At 61.8% G+C, this 13,731-nt stretch carries 15 protein-coding genes; 12 read left to right on the top strand and 3 right to left on the bottom strand.

Annotated elements, in window-relative coordinates:
- Positions 1–77 precede the first annotated feature (77 nt).
- The 7 genes from QZW03_RS15940 (at position 78) to QZW03_RS15910 (ending at position 5,765) form a co-directional block, all read left to right on the top strand.
- On the top strand, positions 78–584 hold the full coding sequence (locus QZW03_RS15940; RefSeq protein WP_296511015.1) for a hemerythrin domain-containing protein: 507 nt from the start codon (positions 78–80) through the stop codon (positions 582–584).
- Positions 585–597: 13 nt separating this feature from the next.
- Positions 598–1,209 carry a YitT family protein gene (locus QZW03_RS15935; RefSeq protein WP_296511014.1) on the top strand — a complete coding sequence of 204 codons (612 nt, stop codon included), beginning with the start codon at positions 598–600 and terminating at the stop codon, positions 1,207–1,209.
- Between the two features lie 49 nt (positions 1,210–1,258).
- Positions 1,259–1,864, top strand: coding sequence for a DUF1003 domain-containing protein (locus tag QZW03_RS15930; protein WP_296511012.1), 606 nt, complete (start codon positions 1,259–1,261; stop codon positions 1,862–1,864).
- Between the two features lie 98 nt (positions 1,865–1,962).
- Complete coding sequence (locus QZW03_RS15925; protein WP_296511011.1) at positions 1,963–3,009, top strand: NADP-dependent oxidoreductase; 1,047 nt, start codon at positions 1,963–1,965, stop codon at positions 3,007–3,009.
- A gap of 134 nt (positions 3,010–3,143) precedes the next feature.
- Entirely contained in the window at positions 3,144–4,070 is a 927-nt protein-coding gene (locus tag QZW03_RS15920; protein WP_296511009.1) for a chromate resistance protein ChrB domain-containing protein, read from the top strand.
- A gap of 14 nt (positions 4,071–4,084) precedes the next feature.
- Entirely contained in the window at positions 4,085–5,434 is a 1,350-nt protein-coding gene (gene chrA / locus QZW03_RS15915; protein ID WP_366481818.1) for a chromate efflux transporter, read from the top strand.
- Positions 5,435–5,444: 10 nt separating this feature from the next.
- Positions 5,445–5,765: a rhodanese-like domain-containing protein gene (locus QZW03_RS15910; RefSeq protein ID WP_296511007.1), complete on the top strand. Its 321-nt coding sequence runs from the start codon at positions 5,445–5,447 to the stop codon at positions 5,763–5,765.
- Positions 5,766–5,869: 104 nt separating this feature from the next.
- Here the strand turns inward: QZW03_RS15910 and QZW03_RS15905 are convergent, their stop codons facing one another.
- Genes QZW03_RS15905 through QZW03_RS15895 form a run of 3 tightly spaced genes read right to left on the bottom strand, consistent with a single transcriptional unit; the run spans position 5,870 to position 8,967 of the window.
- Positions 5,870–7,045 (bottom strand): serine hydrolase domain-containing protein, encoded by a 1,176-nt coding sequence (locus tag QZW03_RS15905; RefSeq protein ID WP_296511005.1) that lies wholly within the window; start codon positions 7,043–7,045, stop codon positions 5,870–5,872.
- Positions 7,046–7,047: 2 nt separating this feature from the next.
- A complete protein-coding gene (locus QZW03_RS15900; RefSeq protein ID WP_296511003.1) occupies positions 7,048–8,070 on the bottom strand; it encodes a methionine synthase in 1,023 nt (340 codons plus the stop codon).
- A gap of 24 nt (positions 8,071–8,094) precedes the next feature.
- Positions 8,095–8,967: an ion transporter gene (locus tag QZW03_RS15895; RefSeq protein WP_296511001.1), complete on the bottom strand. Its 873-nt coding sequence runs from the start codon at positions 8,965–8,967 to the stop codon at positions 8,095–8,097.
- Between the two features lie 265 nt (positions 8,968–9,232).
- Here QZW03_RS15895 and QZW03_RS15890 point away from each other — a divergent pair, with 265 nt between their 5' ends.
- The 5 genes from QZW03_RS15890 (at position 9,233) to QZW03_RS15870 (ending at position 13,723) form a co-directional block, all read left to right on the top strand.
- Positions 9,233–10,261, top strand: a complete 1,029-nt coding sequence (locus QZW03_RS15890) for an amino acid ABC transporter substrate-binding protein (protein ID WP_296511043.1) — start codon at positions 9,233–9,235, stop codon at positions 10,259–10,261.
- Between the two features lie 116 nt (positions 10,262–10,377).
- Complete coding sequence (locus QZW03_RS15885; RefSeq protein WP_296511000.1) at positions 10,378–11,553, top strand: ABC transporter permease subunit; 1,176 nt, start codon at positions 10,378–10,380, stop codon at positions 11,551–11,553.
- A 9-nt stretch (positions 11,554–11,562) separates the two neighbouring features.
- Entirely contained in the window at positions 11,563–12,666 is a 1,104-nt protein-coding gene (locus QZW03_RS15880) for an amino acid ABC transporter permease (RefSeq protein WP_296510999.1), read from the top strand.
- 9 nt (positions 12,667–12,675) lie between these two features.
- Positions 12,676–13,419: an amino acid ABC transporter ATP-binding protein gene (locus QZW03_RS15875; protein WP_087494649.1), complete on the top strand. Its 744-nt coding sequence runs from the start codon at positions 12,676–12,678 to the stop codon at positions 13,417–13,419.
- A 4-nt stretch (positions 13,420–13,423) separates the two neighbouring features.
- Positions 13,424–13,723: a hypothetical protein gene (locus tag QZW03_RS15870; protein WP_296510998.1), complete on the top strand. Its 300-nt coding sequence runs from the start codon at positions 13,424–13,426 to the stop codon at positions 13,721–13,723.
- Positions 13,724–13,731: the final 8 nt, after the last annotated feature.

Here is a 13,731-nt window from a genome sequence, read left to right as displayed (position 1 = left end):
AATGATTTGCTGGCTGATGTGGGTCAATACTGCAAATGAATGCGGCCTCTAAGCTAGCGCTACTTATGGAGACTGCAATGACCCCTACCCTGACGGCTCCCGCCACGCTTGCCTGGAGCGATGCTCTTGTGCTCGACATGCCAGTGATGGATGCGGTGCATGAAGAATTTGTGGAACTGCTTGCCCGGGTGGTACAGGCGCCTGACGGGGAGCTGCTGCCCCTGTGGTCGGCGCTCATTGCCCACACCCAGGAGCATTTCGACCGGGAGGACCAATGGATGCGCGCCACCGGTTTTGCCGCCGGCAACTGCCACGCCACCCAGCACAAAGTGGTGCTACAGGTGCTGCGCGAAGGCGAGGCCCGGGGCCACGGCGGCGACCTGGCTGTGGTGCGCCAGATGGCCGATGAGCTGGGCATCTGGTTTCCGCAGCATGCGCAGAGCATGGACGCATCGTTGGCATTGCACTTGCGTTCGGCCGGTTACGACCCGGAGACCGGGGCGCTCGCCCAACCCGAACGCTTGCCCCAGGCAGCGATTCACGGCTGCGGCGGCGCCACGTGCGCGGACACCGCCCTCGCCTGACTACACTCGCCCCATGCCCCCTACCCCAGCTGCACTGCGCCACCGCCCGTCCGAAGATTTACAAGCCCTGCTCACTGGCACCATTTTTGTTGCTCTGGGGGTATTGATGTTCAAAGAGGTGGGGCTGCTCACCGGGGGCACCGCCGGGGTGGCGTTCTGGCTGCACTACGCCACCGGCTGGAACTTCGGCCTGGTTTTCTTTTGCATCAACTTGCCGTTTTACGCCCTCGCCTACCAGCGCATGGGCCGGGTGTTTACCGCCAAAACCTTTATGGCGGTGGGCCTGCTCACAGTGCTCACCAATGTGCTACCCCTCTGGGTGGAGTTCAGCCGCCTGCAACCGGCCGCGATTGCGGTCATCGGCGGGCTGCTCATGGGCACCGGCATGCTGATTTTGTTCCGCCACAAGGCCAGCCTGGGCGGCTTTAACGTGCTGGTGCTATACCTGCAAGAGAAACGTGGATGGCGCGCAGGCCGCATCCAGATGGCGCTGGACTGCACCATTGTGATGCTGGCCTTCGGCGTGACCGACTGGCAACACGTACTGCTCAGTGTGCTGGGTGCCGTGACCCTGAACCAAACCCTGGCCACCAACCACCGCGCCGGGCGCTACATGGCGCACTGAGCGCACACTCGAGGCAACGGCGCCCCGTCGCCCAGCCCTGAAAGTCCCCATGCCCCACCAATCCGCCCCCGCTGCCAGCGCAGCCCTCGATCCCGCACCCGCACCGGCACCGGTAGACCAACACCAGCTCAGGCTGCTTAGGGAACACCGGCGCAAACACCGCCACACCCATCCGCCCAAGGTGGTGGTTCCGGCTGAGCATTTCGACCTGCCACCAGCCACCCGTGGCCAGCGCATGGCGGACGTGGTGGCCCGCACTGTGGGGTCGTGGCGCTTCATCCTGGTCCAGAGCGGGCTGATTGTGGTGTGGATCACCGGCAATGTGCTCACCGGCTCCCACGCTTGGGACCCCTACCCCTTTATCTTGCTGAACCTGCTGCTGTCGTTTCAGGCGGCCTACACCGCGCCCGCCATCATGATGAGCCAAAACCGCCAGTCGGAGCTGGACCGCAAACATGCCGAGAGCGACTACGAGGTGAATGTGAAAGCTGAGCTTGAGATTGAGCTGCTCCACGAAAAAATTGACCTGCTCAAAGACAAAGAGTTGCTCCTGCTGACCCAGGCCGTCAAGGAACTCTCCAGCCAGCTGGCGGAGTTGCGCAGCGCAAGTGCGGGCGCTCCCGCCGCTGGCGCACAGCCGCACCGCGGCTCATAAAGGCGCTGGCCGGGGCTTGTCACCTTGGCTACCAAGCCGAGGGCGGTAGAGCGCTACCATCCGCGACCATTGTTGCCCCCTTTCCCCCCGGAGTTCTTATGACCCAAGCCCTGTCTAGCCTGACCAACCACCAGATCCGCCTGGCGGCCCGCCCTGTGGGCATGCCCAAAGCCAGCGACTGGAGCCACACCAGCGAGCCCGTGGCTGAGCCTGCCGAGGGCGGTGTGACCCTCAAAACCTTGGCGCTAAGCCTGGACCCGGCCATGCGCGGCTGGATGAACGAAGGCAAGAGCTACATCCCGCCCGTGGGCATTGGTGAAGTCATGCGCGCCGGCGGCGTAGGCGTGGTGGTCGCCAGCAAGAGCGACAAATACGCCGTGGGCGACTATGTGAGCGCAGGATTTGGCGTGCAGGAGTACATCACCCTTGCCAAAGACGAGATGAAGCGCAACGGCCTGGTCAAAATCGACCTGCGCGCCGGCACGCTGACCCAGTGGCTCAATGTGCTGGGCATGCCCGGCATGACGGGTTACTTTGGCCTGATGGACGTGGGCCTGCCCCAGGCCGGTGAGACCGTGGTGGTGTCGGGTGCGGCCGGTGCCGTGGGCCAGACCGTGGGCCAGATGGCCAAGATCAAAGGCTGCCGCGTGGTGGGCATTGCCGGCGGTGCCGCCAAGTGCGACTGGGTGGTGAAAGAACTGGGCTTTGACGCCTGCATTGACTACAAGGCCGGGCCGGGCGCGGTGCGGGCCGGTTTGAAAGAACATTGCCCCAGCGGCGTAGACATCTACTTTGACAACGTGGGGGGCGAGATTTTGGACGACGTGCTCGCCCGCATCAACCGCAAGGCCCGCATCATCATCTGCGGCGCCATCAGCCAGTACAACAACACGACGGCCGTGCAAGGCCCCAAGAACTACCTGAGCCTGCTGGTAAACCGCGCGCGCATGGAAGGCATTGTGGTGTTCGACTACGCCGACCGCTACCACCTGGCCGTGGCCGAGATGGCGGGCTACCTGAAAGAGGGCCGCATGAAGAGCAAGGAAGACGTGGTGGTGGGCCTGCAGACCTTCCCCGACACCCTGCTCAAGCTGTTTAACGGCGAAAACTTCGGCAAGCTGGTGTTGGAAGTGGCCAAGGGCTGATAGCGCTCACCTCCGGGGAGAGCCGCAAGGGGTTAGCCGCAAGGGGGTAGCCGCCCTCAGGGGTCGGGACGGACTGGTAGACCCACAAACAAAATGTAGATAATTCTGCATATTTGTTGAATAATCTACATATTATGTGGATTACTCTCGTTACCAGCCTGCCTACCGAAAACGCCACGGCCCGCATGCGCGCCTGGCGAGCGCTCAAAGCCAGCGGCGCGGCGGTGCTCAAAGACGGTGTGTACGTCATGCCCGAACGCCCGGCTTGCCGGGCCGTGTTGGAGTCGGTAGCTGCCGACGTGCTGGCAGGCGGCGGCAGTGCCTATGTGATGACGGTGCAGGAGCCGGCCAACACAGTGTTCACCACCCTGTTTGACTGCAGCGCCGACTTTGCGGCACTGCTGGCCGAGCTGCCCCCCATTCAGGCCCTGCTTGCCAGCGGCGACCGGGCCGAGGCCACCAGACTTTGTCGCAAGGCCCGCAAAGCCTTTGGGCAAATCGTAGAGACCGACTTTTTTCCGGGCGAGGCACAGCGGCAGGTTGAAGCCGCCCTACAAACCCTGGAAGCCGCCATGGCCCGCGCGGCGGCACCCGACGAACCGAAAGCAGCCACCGGAACGATTACCCAGCTGCAGCGCGCCCACTACCAAGGGCGCACTTGGGCCACACGGGCCCGCCCCTGGGTAGACCGGTTGGCCAGCGCCTGGTTGATCCAGCGCCATATCGACCCGCAAGCCCGCATCCTGTGGTTGGCCAGCCCACAGGACTGCCCGGCCGATGCACTTGGCTTTGACTTTGACGGCGCCACCTTCAGCCACGTGGAAGGGCGCGTGACCTTTGAGGTGCTGCTGGCCAGCTTTGCGCTGGAGGGGCCGGCCCTACAGCGACTGGGTGCGCTGGTGCATTTTCTGGATGCCGGTGGCGTGCAGCCACCAGAGGCCAGCGGCGTGGAAGCCGTGCTGGCCGGCCTGCGCGCCAGCATTGCCGACGACGACTTGCTGCTGCAAGCCGCCAGGAGCGTGTTCGACGCGTTGCTCCAGCAATTTGACCCTACCCCATGACATCGCACCGCTCCATGCCGCATGACACCTTGAGCCCGACCGAGGCGCCCGCACCCATCAGCTTCTGGCAGGCGTTTGCCTTCTGGCTCAAGCTGGGTTTTGTGAGCTTTGGCGGACCCGCCGGGCAAATTGCCATCATGCACACCGAGCTGGTGGAGCGGCGGCGCTGGATCTCGGAAAAGCGCTTTTTGCACGCGCTGAACTACTGCATGCTGCTGCCCGGCCCCGAGGCGCAGCAGCTCGCCACCTACATCGGCTGGCTCATGCACCGCACCTGGGGCGGCGTGGTGGCGGGTGCGTTGTTTGTGCTCCCCTCATTGTTCATTCTGGTGGGCCTGTCGTGGGTTTACATTGCCTTTGGCGACGTGGGCTGGGTGGCTGGCATGTTTTACGGCATCAAGCCTGCGGTCACCGCCATCGTGCTGCAGGCGGCGCACCGCATCGGCTCGCGCTCGCTCAAAAACAAGGCCTTGTGGGGCATTGCAGCAGCCTCGTTTGTGGCCATCTTTGCATTGCAAGTGCCCTTTCCGCTCATCGTGCTGGGCGCGGCACTGCTGGGCTATGCCGGTGGGCGTTGGGTGCCCGCCCTGTTCAACAGCAGCAGCGGGCACGGCGGCGCCGCCAAGCACTACGGCTCAGCACTCATCGACGACCACACCCCCACACCGGCACACGCCCGTTTCCGCTGGGGCCGCCTGACTACGGTGGTGCTGGTAGGCGCCGTGCTGTGGGCGCTGCCCATGGGCGCGCTGACTTGGGGCTTGGGCTGGGACCACACTTTCACGCAAATGGGCTGGTTCTTTACCAAGGCGGCGCTGCTCACTTTTGGTGGTGCCTACGCGGTGCTGCCCTATGTTTACCAGGGCGCGGTGGGCCACTACGGGTGGCTCACGCCCACGCAAATGATCGACGGGCTGGCGCTGGGCGAAACCACGCCGGGGCCGCTGATCATGGTGGTGGCGTTTGTGGCCTTTGTGGGTGCCTACGCCAAAGCGGTGCTGGGGCCAGAGCCGTTGTTTATGGCCGGTGCCATCGCCGCCTGCCTGGTGACCTGGTTCACGTTTTTACCGTCTTTCCTCTTCATCTTGGCCGGTGGGCCGCTGGTGGAGAGCACGCACAACAACCTGAAATTCACCGCGCCGCTGACCGGCATCACCGCCGCCGTGGTGGGCGTGATCGTCAACCTCACACTGTTCTTTGGCTACCACGTGTTGTGGCCGCAAGGCTTTGCCGGCAAGTTCGATACGGTGGCTGCGCTCATTGCGCTGGCTGCGGCTGTCGCCCTGTTTCGCTACAAGCGGAATGTGATGCACGTCATCGCCGCCTGTGCACTGCTCGGTTTGCTTTTGTCATTTTTTCGCTAGGAGACACCCCATGCACGCCATTGCCGCCACCGAACTCGCCCAGCTGCAAGCGCAGGGCCAGGCCTTCACACTGCTGGACGTGCGGCGCGACAGCGCACGCGCGAAGGACAGCACCCAGATCGCCAACGCCCAGTGGCACAACCCGGCCCTGTGGCTGGAGTGGAAAGATGAGGTGCCCAAGGACAAGCCCGTGGTGGTGTATTGCGCCCACGGGCACGAGATCAGCCAGGGCCTGACCACCGTGTTGCGTGTCATGGGCCTAGATGCTCGCTACCTGGAGGGCGGTATTGCCGCCTGGCAGGCCGCCAGCATGCCGACGACACCGCTGTAATCACGTGTAACCTTGGAGAATTCGCTATACTTTTAGTAGCTACTCGCGCATATTTTGCGAGGGCCAGAGGCCGATTTGACCCCTAAACCGCCCCCAAGAGCCTCTTAGTCCGCCAGCGCGGCGTACACCAGGTTACGGAACAGCGGGCGGTACCAGCTGCGCTGGTTGGGGGCCTGGGTGAGCAGGATGGCGAAGAAGTCTTTGGCCGGGTCCACAAAAAACACGGTGCCCGAGATACCGCTCCAGTAATACATGCCTTGGCTGCCGAGTTGGCTGCCCACACCCGCTTGGAGCCGCACCGCAAAGCCGAGGCCGAAGCCGTGGCCGGGGGGCAGCAGGTCGGCGCCACGGCCGGTGCGGTTGATGGGGGTGTCGCCCAGGTGGTCGGCCGTAATCAGGCGCACCGAGGCGGGGCTGAGAATGCGCGCCCCGTCGAGCGTGCCGCCGTTCAACAGGCATTGCAAAAACCGGGCGTAGTCGGCTGCGGTGGAACCCAGCCCCGCACCGCCGGCTTGCATGGGGGTGGTTTTGCGCAGGTCCATCAAGGGCATTTGCTGGCCGCCGTCCGGGTCGTGCGCAAAGGGCTCGGCCATGCGGTGCTGCTTTTCGGGCGGCACCACAAACGCGGTGTCTGCCATGCCCAGCGGCCCCAGGATGTGTGCCTGCAGGTAGTCGCCCAGCGGCTGGCCGGTGACCCGCTCCAACAAGGCGCCCAGCAGATCGGTAGCGCGGCTGTATTGCCAGATGCTGCCCGGCTCGTAGCGTAAGGGAATGGCAGCCAAGGCGTGCGAAAACCCCGCGTTGCTGAGCATGCGGGTGCCCAGGCCGGCTTGGGCGTAGCGCTGCTGAATAGCGTCGTCGCCCAAAATCTCATAGGTCAGGCCGGCGGTGTGGCGCAGCAGGTCGTGCACCGTGGGGGGCCGGGCGGGTGTGCGCGGGGCGGTTGTGTGGCCATCGTCCACCTGCACCGCAGCAAACTCGCTCAGGTGCTGGCCCACGGGGTCGCTGAGCAAGAGTTGCCCGCGCTCCAGCAGTTGCATGATGGCCACCGACACCAGCGGCTTGGTCATAGAGTAAATGCGGAAGATGCTGTCTGCCGCCATGGGCGTGCCGGTGGCCGGGTCTTGCTGGCCCCAGGCCTGGTGCAGCACCGTGCGGCCGCCGCGCGCAATGTAGGCCACTGCGCCGGGGAGGCGGCCTTTGTCCACCTCGGCCTGCAGCACCCGGCTCAGGGTGTGCAGGGCGGGCGCGTCAAACCCCGTGTCAGGCACGACCACCATGCTCAGGCGCCGTAGCGTTGGCGGGCCAGGGCCGCACCCTGGGCCAGGGCTTCGAGCTTTTTAGTGGCCACCTCGCGGCTCATGGGTGCCAGCCCGCAGTTGGTGCAGGGGAAGATGCGGTTGCGCGGCACGTGTTGCAGCGCGATGCCAATGGTGTCGGCCACCTGCTCAGGGGTTTCGATCACGTCACTGGCCACATCAATCACGCCGACCATCACGTCTTTGTCTTTGAGCAGCGCCATCAGATCCGGCGGCACGTGGGACTGGTAGCACTCCAGGCTCACCTGCTGGATGCTGCTGGCCGCCAGCGCGGGGAACACCTGCGCGTATTGCCGCCACTCCTGGCCGAGGGTTTCTTTCCAGTCGGTATTGGCCTTGATGCCGTAGCCGTAGCAGATGTGCACGGCGGTGGTGCAGGTGAGGCCACGGGCCGCAATTTCCAGCGCCTGCACGCCCCAGTCCACCGCGTCTTGCATGTAGACATTGAAGCCCGGCTCGTCGAACTGAATGATGTCCACGCCGTCGGCCTGCAGGGCCAGGGCCTCTTGGTTCAGCAGCTCGGCAAAGGCGAAGGCCATGGCTTTTTTGTCGCCATAAAAGCGGTCGGCTACGGTATCCACAATGGTCAGCGGGCCGGGCAGCGTGAACTTGAGCTTCTTTTTGGTGTGGGCGCGGGCCAGTTGGGCCTCGAAGGAGTGAACCCGGCCTTTGAGCTTGAGGGCCGCAATGACCTGCGGCACCTGGGCGTCGTAGCGGTTGTTGCGGATACCCATGGTGACTTTGTTCTCGAAGTCGATGCCGTCCACCTGCTCCAGAAAGCCGTGCACAAAGTGCTGACGGCTTTGCTCGCCGTCGCCCACCACGTCCAGGCCCGCGTCTTCCTGCGCCTTGATCCACAACAACGTGGCGTCTGCCTTGGCTTGCTGCAGTTCGGGGCCAGCGAGCTTCCACTGGGGCCAGAGTTTTTCAGTCTCTGAGAGCCAGGATGGCTTGGGCAGGCTGCCGGCGATAGCGGTTTCGAACATGGTGTCTCCTTGTGGTTTTGATGCTCAGGGGGTCTCGCGGAAATACGGTGACAAGTGTGCCCCACAGTGCAAGCAATAGCGCGCCTCGGGCAAATGACCCTCCGTCAGGCACTCATGACAAGTGCGGGTGGTAGAGAGCGTGTTCAGCCCCCGCAGCGACGCCATTTCCGAGGTCACGATACCGGTCGGCACCGCTAGGGTGCCCCAGCCGAGTAACATCATGCAGGAGGCAATAAACCGGCCGAGGTCGGTTTTGGGCGTAATGTCACCAAAACCCACCGTGGTCATGGTGGTCACGGCCCAGTACACCGAGGTCGGGATGCTGGTGAAACCATTCACCGGGCCTTCGACCACGTACATCAAGGTGCCCATGACCAGCACAATCATGAGCACCGCCGACAAAAACACCGAAATCTTGCGCCGGCTCGCTGCCAGCGCGCGGGCAAGAGACTGGTATTCCTGCACATAGGCCGTGAGCTTGAAGACCCGGAACACCCGCAGCAAACGCAGCACCCGCACATCAATCAGGGCGGAGACCTCGGGCACCAGCAGTGCAATGTAGGTGGGCAGCAGCGACAAAAGATCGATCACGCCATAAAAGCTCAAGGCGTATCGCATGGGGTGCCGCACGCACAGAAGGCGGGCCACGTATTCGGCGGTGAACATGAGGGTGAACACCCATTCGAGTACATCGAACCAGTGGCCCACCTTCTGGTCTATGGCGCTCACACTGCCGAGCGCGACAACCCACACACTCACCAGAATAGCTGCAATGAGCCACTGGTCAAACAGGCGGCCGGCACGGGTATCGGCCTCGAAAATGATGGTGAAGAGCTTGAGGCGCCAGCCCTGTAGGGGCTTACCGAGGTGGGATGAGGCTTCTTGTGGCGTGGTCATGGAACAATAGTTGCGTGGCAAGACTGGATGGCACTGTAACGCGCCACCCACCACGGTCGCAGAGTGGCATGCTTTCTGCTTGCTGCTCGACACTGGACGCGAGGTAGGCGGCGAATCAGGTTATTACTTTTCCGCATACCTTTCGATGGTAAACCCCGATGAGGGCGTGGGCCCACAAGGCTACAGTTCAGCGTCAGAATCGGGGCGCAGACACCAATCTGGTGCACCCTGCTGATTCAATTCTTTGGAGTAATGATTTATGAGCATGAAGAAACTGAAAACACTGGCAACCGTAGTTGCTGCTCTGGGCGCCGTCGTTGCAGCGCCTGCCCACGCTGGCAAAACACTGGACGCCGTAAAGGCCCGTGGCCAAGTGGTTTGCGGTGTAAACACCGGTTTGGCGGGCTTCAGTGCTGCGGATTCCAACGGTAAGTGGACAGGTCTGGACGTGGACGTGTGCCGCGCCGTGGCTGCTGCTGTGTTGGGCGACGGCGAAAAGGTGAAGTACGTTCCCCTGAACGCGCAAGCCCGTTTCACCGCACTGCAATCCGGCGAGATCGATGTGCTCTCCCGCAACACCACCTTCACCCTGACGCGCGATGCTTCTTTGGGCCTGTCCCAAACCGCCGTGACTTACTACGACGGCCAAGGCTTCATGGTCCCCGTGAAGAGCAAGCTCAAGAGCGCCAAGCAGCTCAAGGGCCAGACCGTGTGCGTGCAATCCGGCACCACCACCGAAAAGAACCTGACCGACTTCTCCAAGGCCAACGCGCTGAACATTAAACCTATCGTGTTTGAAAAGCTCGAAGCCGCTGAAGGCGCTTACTTCTCCGGCCGTTGCGTGGCTTACACCACCGACGCTTCCGGCTTGGCCTCTACCCGTAACAAGGTTGCCAAGAACCCTGCTGACCACATGATCCTGCCTGAGCTGATCTCCAAAGAGCCCCTAGGCCCGATGGTTCGCCGTGGCGACGACGAGTGGACCGCCATTGTGAAGTGGACTGTCTACGGTCTGTTGGAAGCTGAAGAAGCCGGCATCACCGCTGCCAACGTGGACGACCTGAAGACCAGCAGCCAAGACCCCGTGGTCGGCCGCTTGTTGGGCTCCAAAGAAGACACCGGCAAGTTGCTGGGCCTGGACAAAGAGTGGTTGGCACGCGCTGTCAAAACCACTGGCAACTATGGCGAAATCTTCGAACGCAATGTGGGCCCCAAGTCCGCACTGCAATTGCCACGTGGTTTGAACAACCTGTGGAGCAAGGGCGGCGTGCAGTACGCACCTCCAGTGCGTTAATGAGAGTTAACGGAAGGCTCTAACCCGGCGTTCCGTTACCGAAAAGGGCAGCAGCATTCAACTTGCGCTGCCCTTTTCAATTGATGAGTGTTTTTCCAGCGAACCCAAGGGCTGACATGTCCACACCCTCCTCCCCTCCTAAAAAGTCCTGGTCCTGGCGCAGCCAGGCATTCCGCGGACTGCTGTACCAGGCCATTGCCATCGTGGTGGTGCTGGCAACCGTGCTCTACCTTGCACACAACACCACCACCAACATGAAGTTGCGTGGCATTCAAAGCGGATTTGACTTTTTGTCGAGCCCAGCCGGCTTTGATATCGGTGAAAGTTTCTTTGCCTTTGACTCTGGCGAGTCTTACTGGCGCGCCTACCTGGTGGGCTTTGTCAACACGCTGCGCGTTGCGGTGGTGGGCATCATCCTGACCACCATTCTGGGGACCTTGATTGGTGTGGGGCGGTTTTCGCGCAATGCACTGGTGCGGGGTCTGTGTGCCGCCTATGTGGAGTTCTTCCGCAACATTCCGGTGCTGCTGCAGTTGCTGATGTGGTACCTGATGTTCACCGAGGTTCTGCCCGCGTCCAACGAACCCTGGGTGTTCGGCCCGTTCTTTCTGAGCAAGGGCGGTATCAACTTCCCCATCCCGGCGTGGGCACAAGGCCACATGTGGGGCGCTTGGGGCCTGTTGCTGGGGGTTTTAGCCGCTTGGGCCTATCGGGTCTACGCCTACAAAGCTTTCGAACAAACTGGCAAGGCCAAGAGCATGGTGCTGGTGCCTTTGGGCATTGTTCTGGCCACGGGCGTGCTCGGTTGGCTGCTGGGTGGTGCGCCCACCGCCATGAATATGCCGGTGCAGGGCGAGTTTGCTATTGAGAATGGCGGCGCCTTGACTCCCGAATATTTGTCGGTTCTGCTGGGCTTGACCATTTACACCGCCGCGTTTGTGTCGGAAGTGGTTCGTGGCGGTATTCAGTCGGTAGCCTTGGGTCAGTCCGAAGCGGCTGCCGCACTGGGCTTGAGCCGCGGCCAGACCATGCGTTTAGTGATGCTGCCGCAGGCACTGCGCGTGATCATTCCGCCAGTGACCAACCAGTACCTGAACCTGACCAAAAACTCGTCGTTGGCAGTGGCCATCGGCTACCCGGATGTGGTGTCGATTGCGAACACCGCCATCAACCAGACTGGCCGTGCTGTCGAGTGCATTGCCATCATCATGCTGGTGTACCTGAGCACATCGCTGTTCACGTCCATCACCATGAATTGGTACAACACCCGCTCCGCCATCAAGGAACGCTAAGGCCTATTTATGAGCGCAACTACTTTTGAACCTATTCCCGCCCGCCCCGCCCCGGTCAAGACCGAGGGAGCTGTGGCGTGGATTCGAAGCAACCTGTTCGGCAGCTGGCAGACCACGATTGGTACCCTGATCATGGGTGCCATCCTGCTCTACATCGTCCCGCCGCTTTTCGGCTGGGCTTTGATCGATGCCAAATGGGCTGCCAACGCTGACGCCTGCAGCACCAACCGCGCTGGCGCGTGCTGGGGCGTGGTAACGGAAAAATTCCGCATCATCATTTTTGGTCGCTACCCGTTTGAAGAGCAATGGCGCCCACTGGTCGCCACCGTGCTGCTGTGCGGTTTGCTGGTCGCCAGCTGCATGCGCATGTTCTGGAAAGCATGGCTGGGCCTCGCCTGGGTTGTGGTGCTGGGCTTGTTCTTTGTGCTGATGCACGGCAACGTGATAGGCCTCTCGCTGGTGGAAACCGACCGCTGGGGTGGCCTGCCTTTGACACTGCTCTTGTCTTCGCTGTCCATGGCCATGGCTTTTCCGCTGGCCTTGATGATTGCTTTGGGCCGGCGTTCCAAGCTGCCTGCCATCAAGACCTTCTGCACCATTTACGTGGAGCTGATCCGTGGCGTGCCCTTGATCTCGGTACTGTTCATGGCGTCGTTCATGTTCCCCTTGCTGATGCCACAGGGCTTCAATATTGACGTGCTGGTACGCGTGCTGGCCGGTATCACCTTGTTTGCTGCGGCCTATATGGCTGAAGTGATTCGCGGTGGCCTGCAAGCGGTGCCCAAGGGCCAGATTGAAGCCGCCGCCACACTAGGCCTGAGCTACTGGCAAACCCAGCGCAAGATTGTGCTGCCCCAGGCCCTAGCCATGGTGGTGCCCGGCATCATGAACAACTTCATCTCCACCTTCAAGGACACATCGCTGGTAACCATCGTGAGCTTGTACGAGCTCACAGGTGCCATGAGCCTGGCCCTGAACTCGGACTCCGATTGGCGCCCCTTCAAGATTGAAGGCTACATCTTCATCGCTCTCATTTACTTTGCGTTTTGCTTCTCCATGTCGCGCTACAGCCTCTGGATCGAAAAGCAAGTCAACAAAAGCAAACTCCGCTAAGGAAACAATATGTCTGAACCCATCATCACCTTCAACAAAGTCAACAAGTGGTACGGCAACAATTTCCACGTACTGCGCGATATTGACCTGACCGTCACCAAAGGCGAACGCATTGTGGTTTGCGGCCCATCAGGCTCCGGCAAGTCCACCATGATCCGCTGTATCAACCGCCTCGAAGAGCATCAGCAAGGCAACCTCATCGTCGACGGCGTGGAACTCACCGACGACGTGAAAGCCATCGACGACGTGCGTAAAAAAGTCGGCATGGTGTTCCAGCAGTTCAACCTGTTCCCCCACCTCACCGTGCTGGAAAACCTGACGCTCTCCCCCATGTGGGTTGGCAAAATGCCAAAGAAGGAGGCTGAAGAAAAAGCCATGATCCAGCTGGAGCGTGTGCGCATTGCTAACCAGGCCAACAAGTACCCGCTGCAACTCTCCGGTGGCCAACAGCAGCGCGTGGCGATTGCCCGCGCCCTATGCTTGAAGCCCAAGATCATGTTGTTCGATGAGCCCACCTCGGCGCTCGACCCGGAAATGATCAAGGAAGTGCTGGACGTGATGATCGAGATGGCCAGCCAGGGCATCACCATGATCTGCGTGACCCACGAAATGGGCTTTGCCAAAGCCGTGGCCGACCGTGTGATCTTCATGGACCAGGGTCAGATCGTGGAGCAGAACACGCCGCACGAGTTCTTCAACAACCCGCAAAACGAGCGCAGCCGGGACTTCTTGTCCAAAATTCTCGGCCACTAAGCCCATGCACGCCGCTGCAAACGCACACTCCGCCGAACTACAGCTCCAGGCCCTGCAGGCGGCTTTGGAGCAGTTCCGGGCGGGCGGGGCAGCGGCCCATGGGCTTTCGGAAATGGCGCGCGGCCAGACGATCCTGTTGGCCGCGCTGCCCGAAAAATTTACCGTGGTACTCCACCAGCTCTTAGACCGGCTGGAGTCCAGCGCCTTATTCAGCGAAGAAAGCTGCTCGTTCAGCCAGCGGGACCTGATCGACAGCCTTCAGCTTTGGCTCGACAAGGCCAAAGAGCGCCTGAGCACGTCTTAAACAGGAGC

It is taken from the genome of Rhodoferax sp. (assembly GCF_013297935.1).
Classification (GTDB): domain Bacteria; phylum Pseudomonadota; class Gammaproteobacteria; order Burkholderiales; family Burkholderiaceae_C; genus Allorhodoferax.
This window is presented reverse-complemented; position numbering and strand designations above follow the sequence as displayed.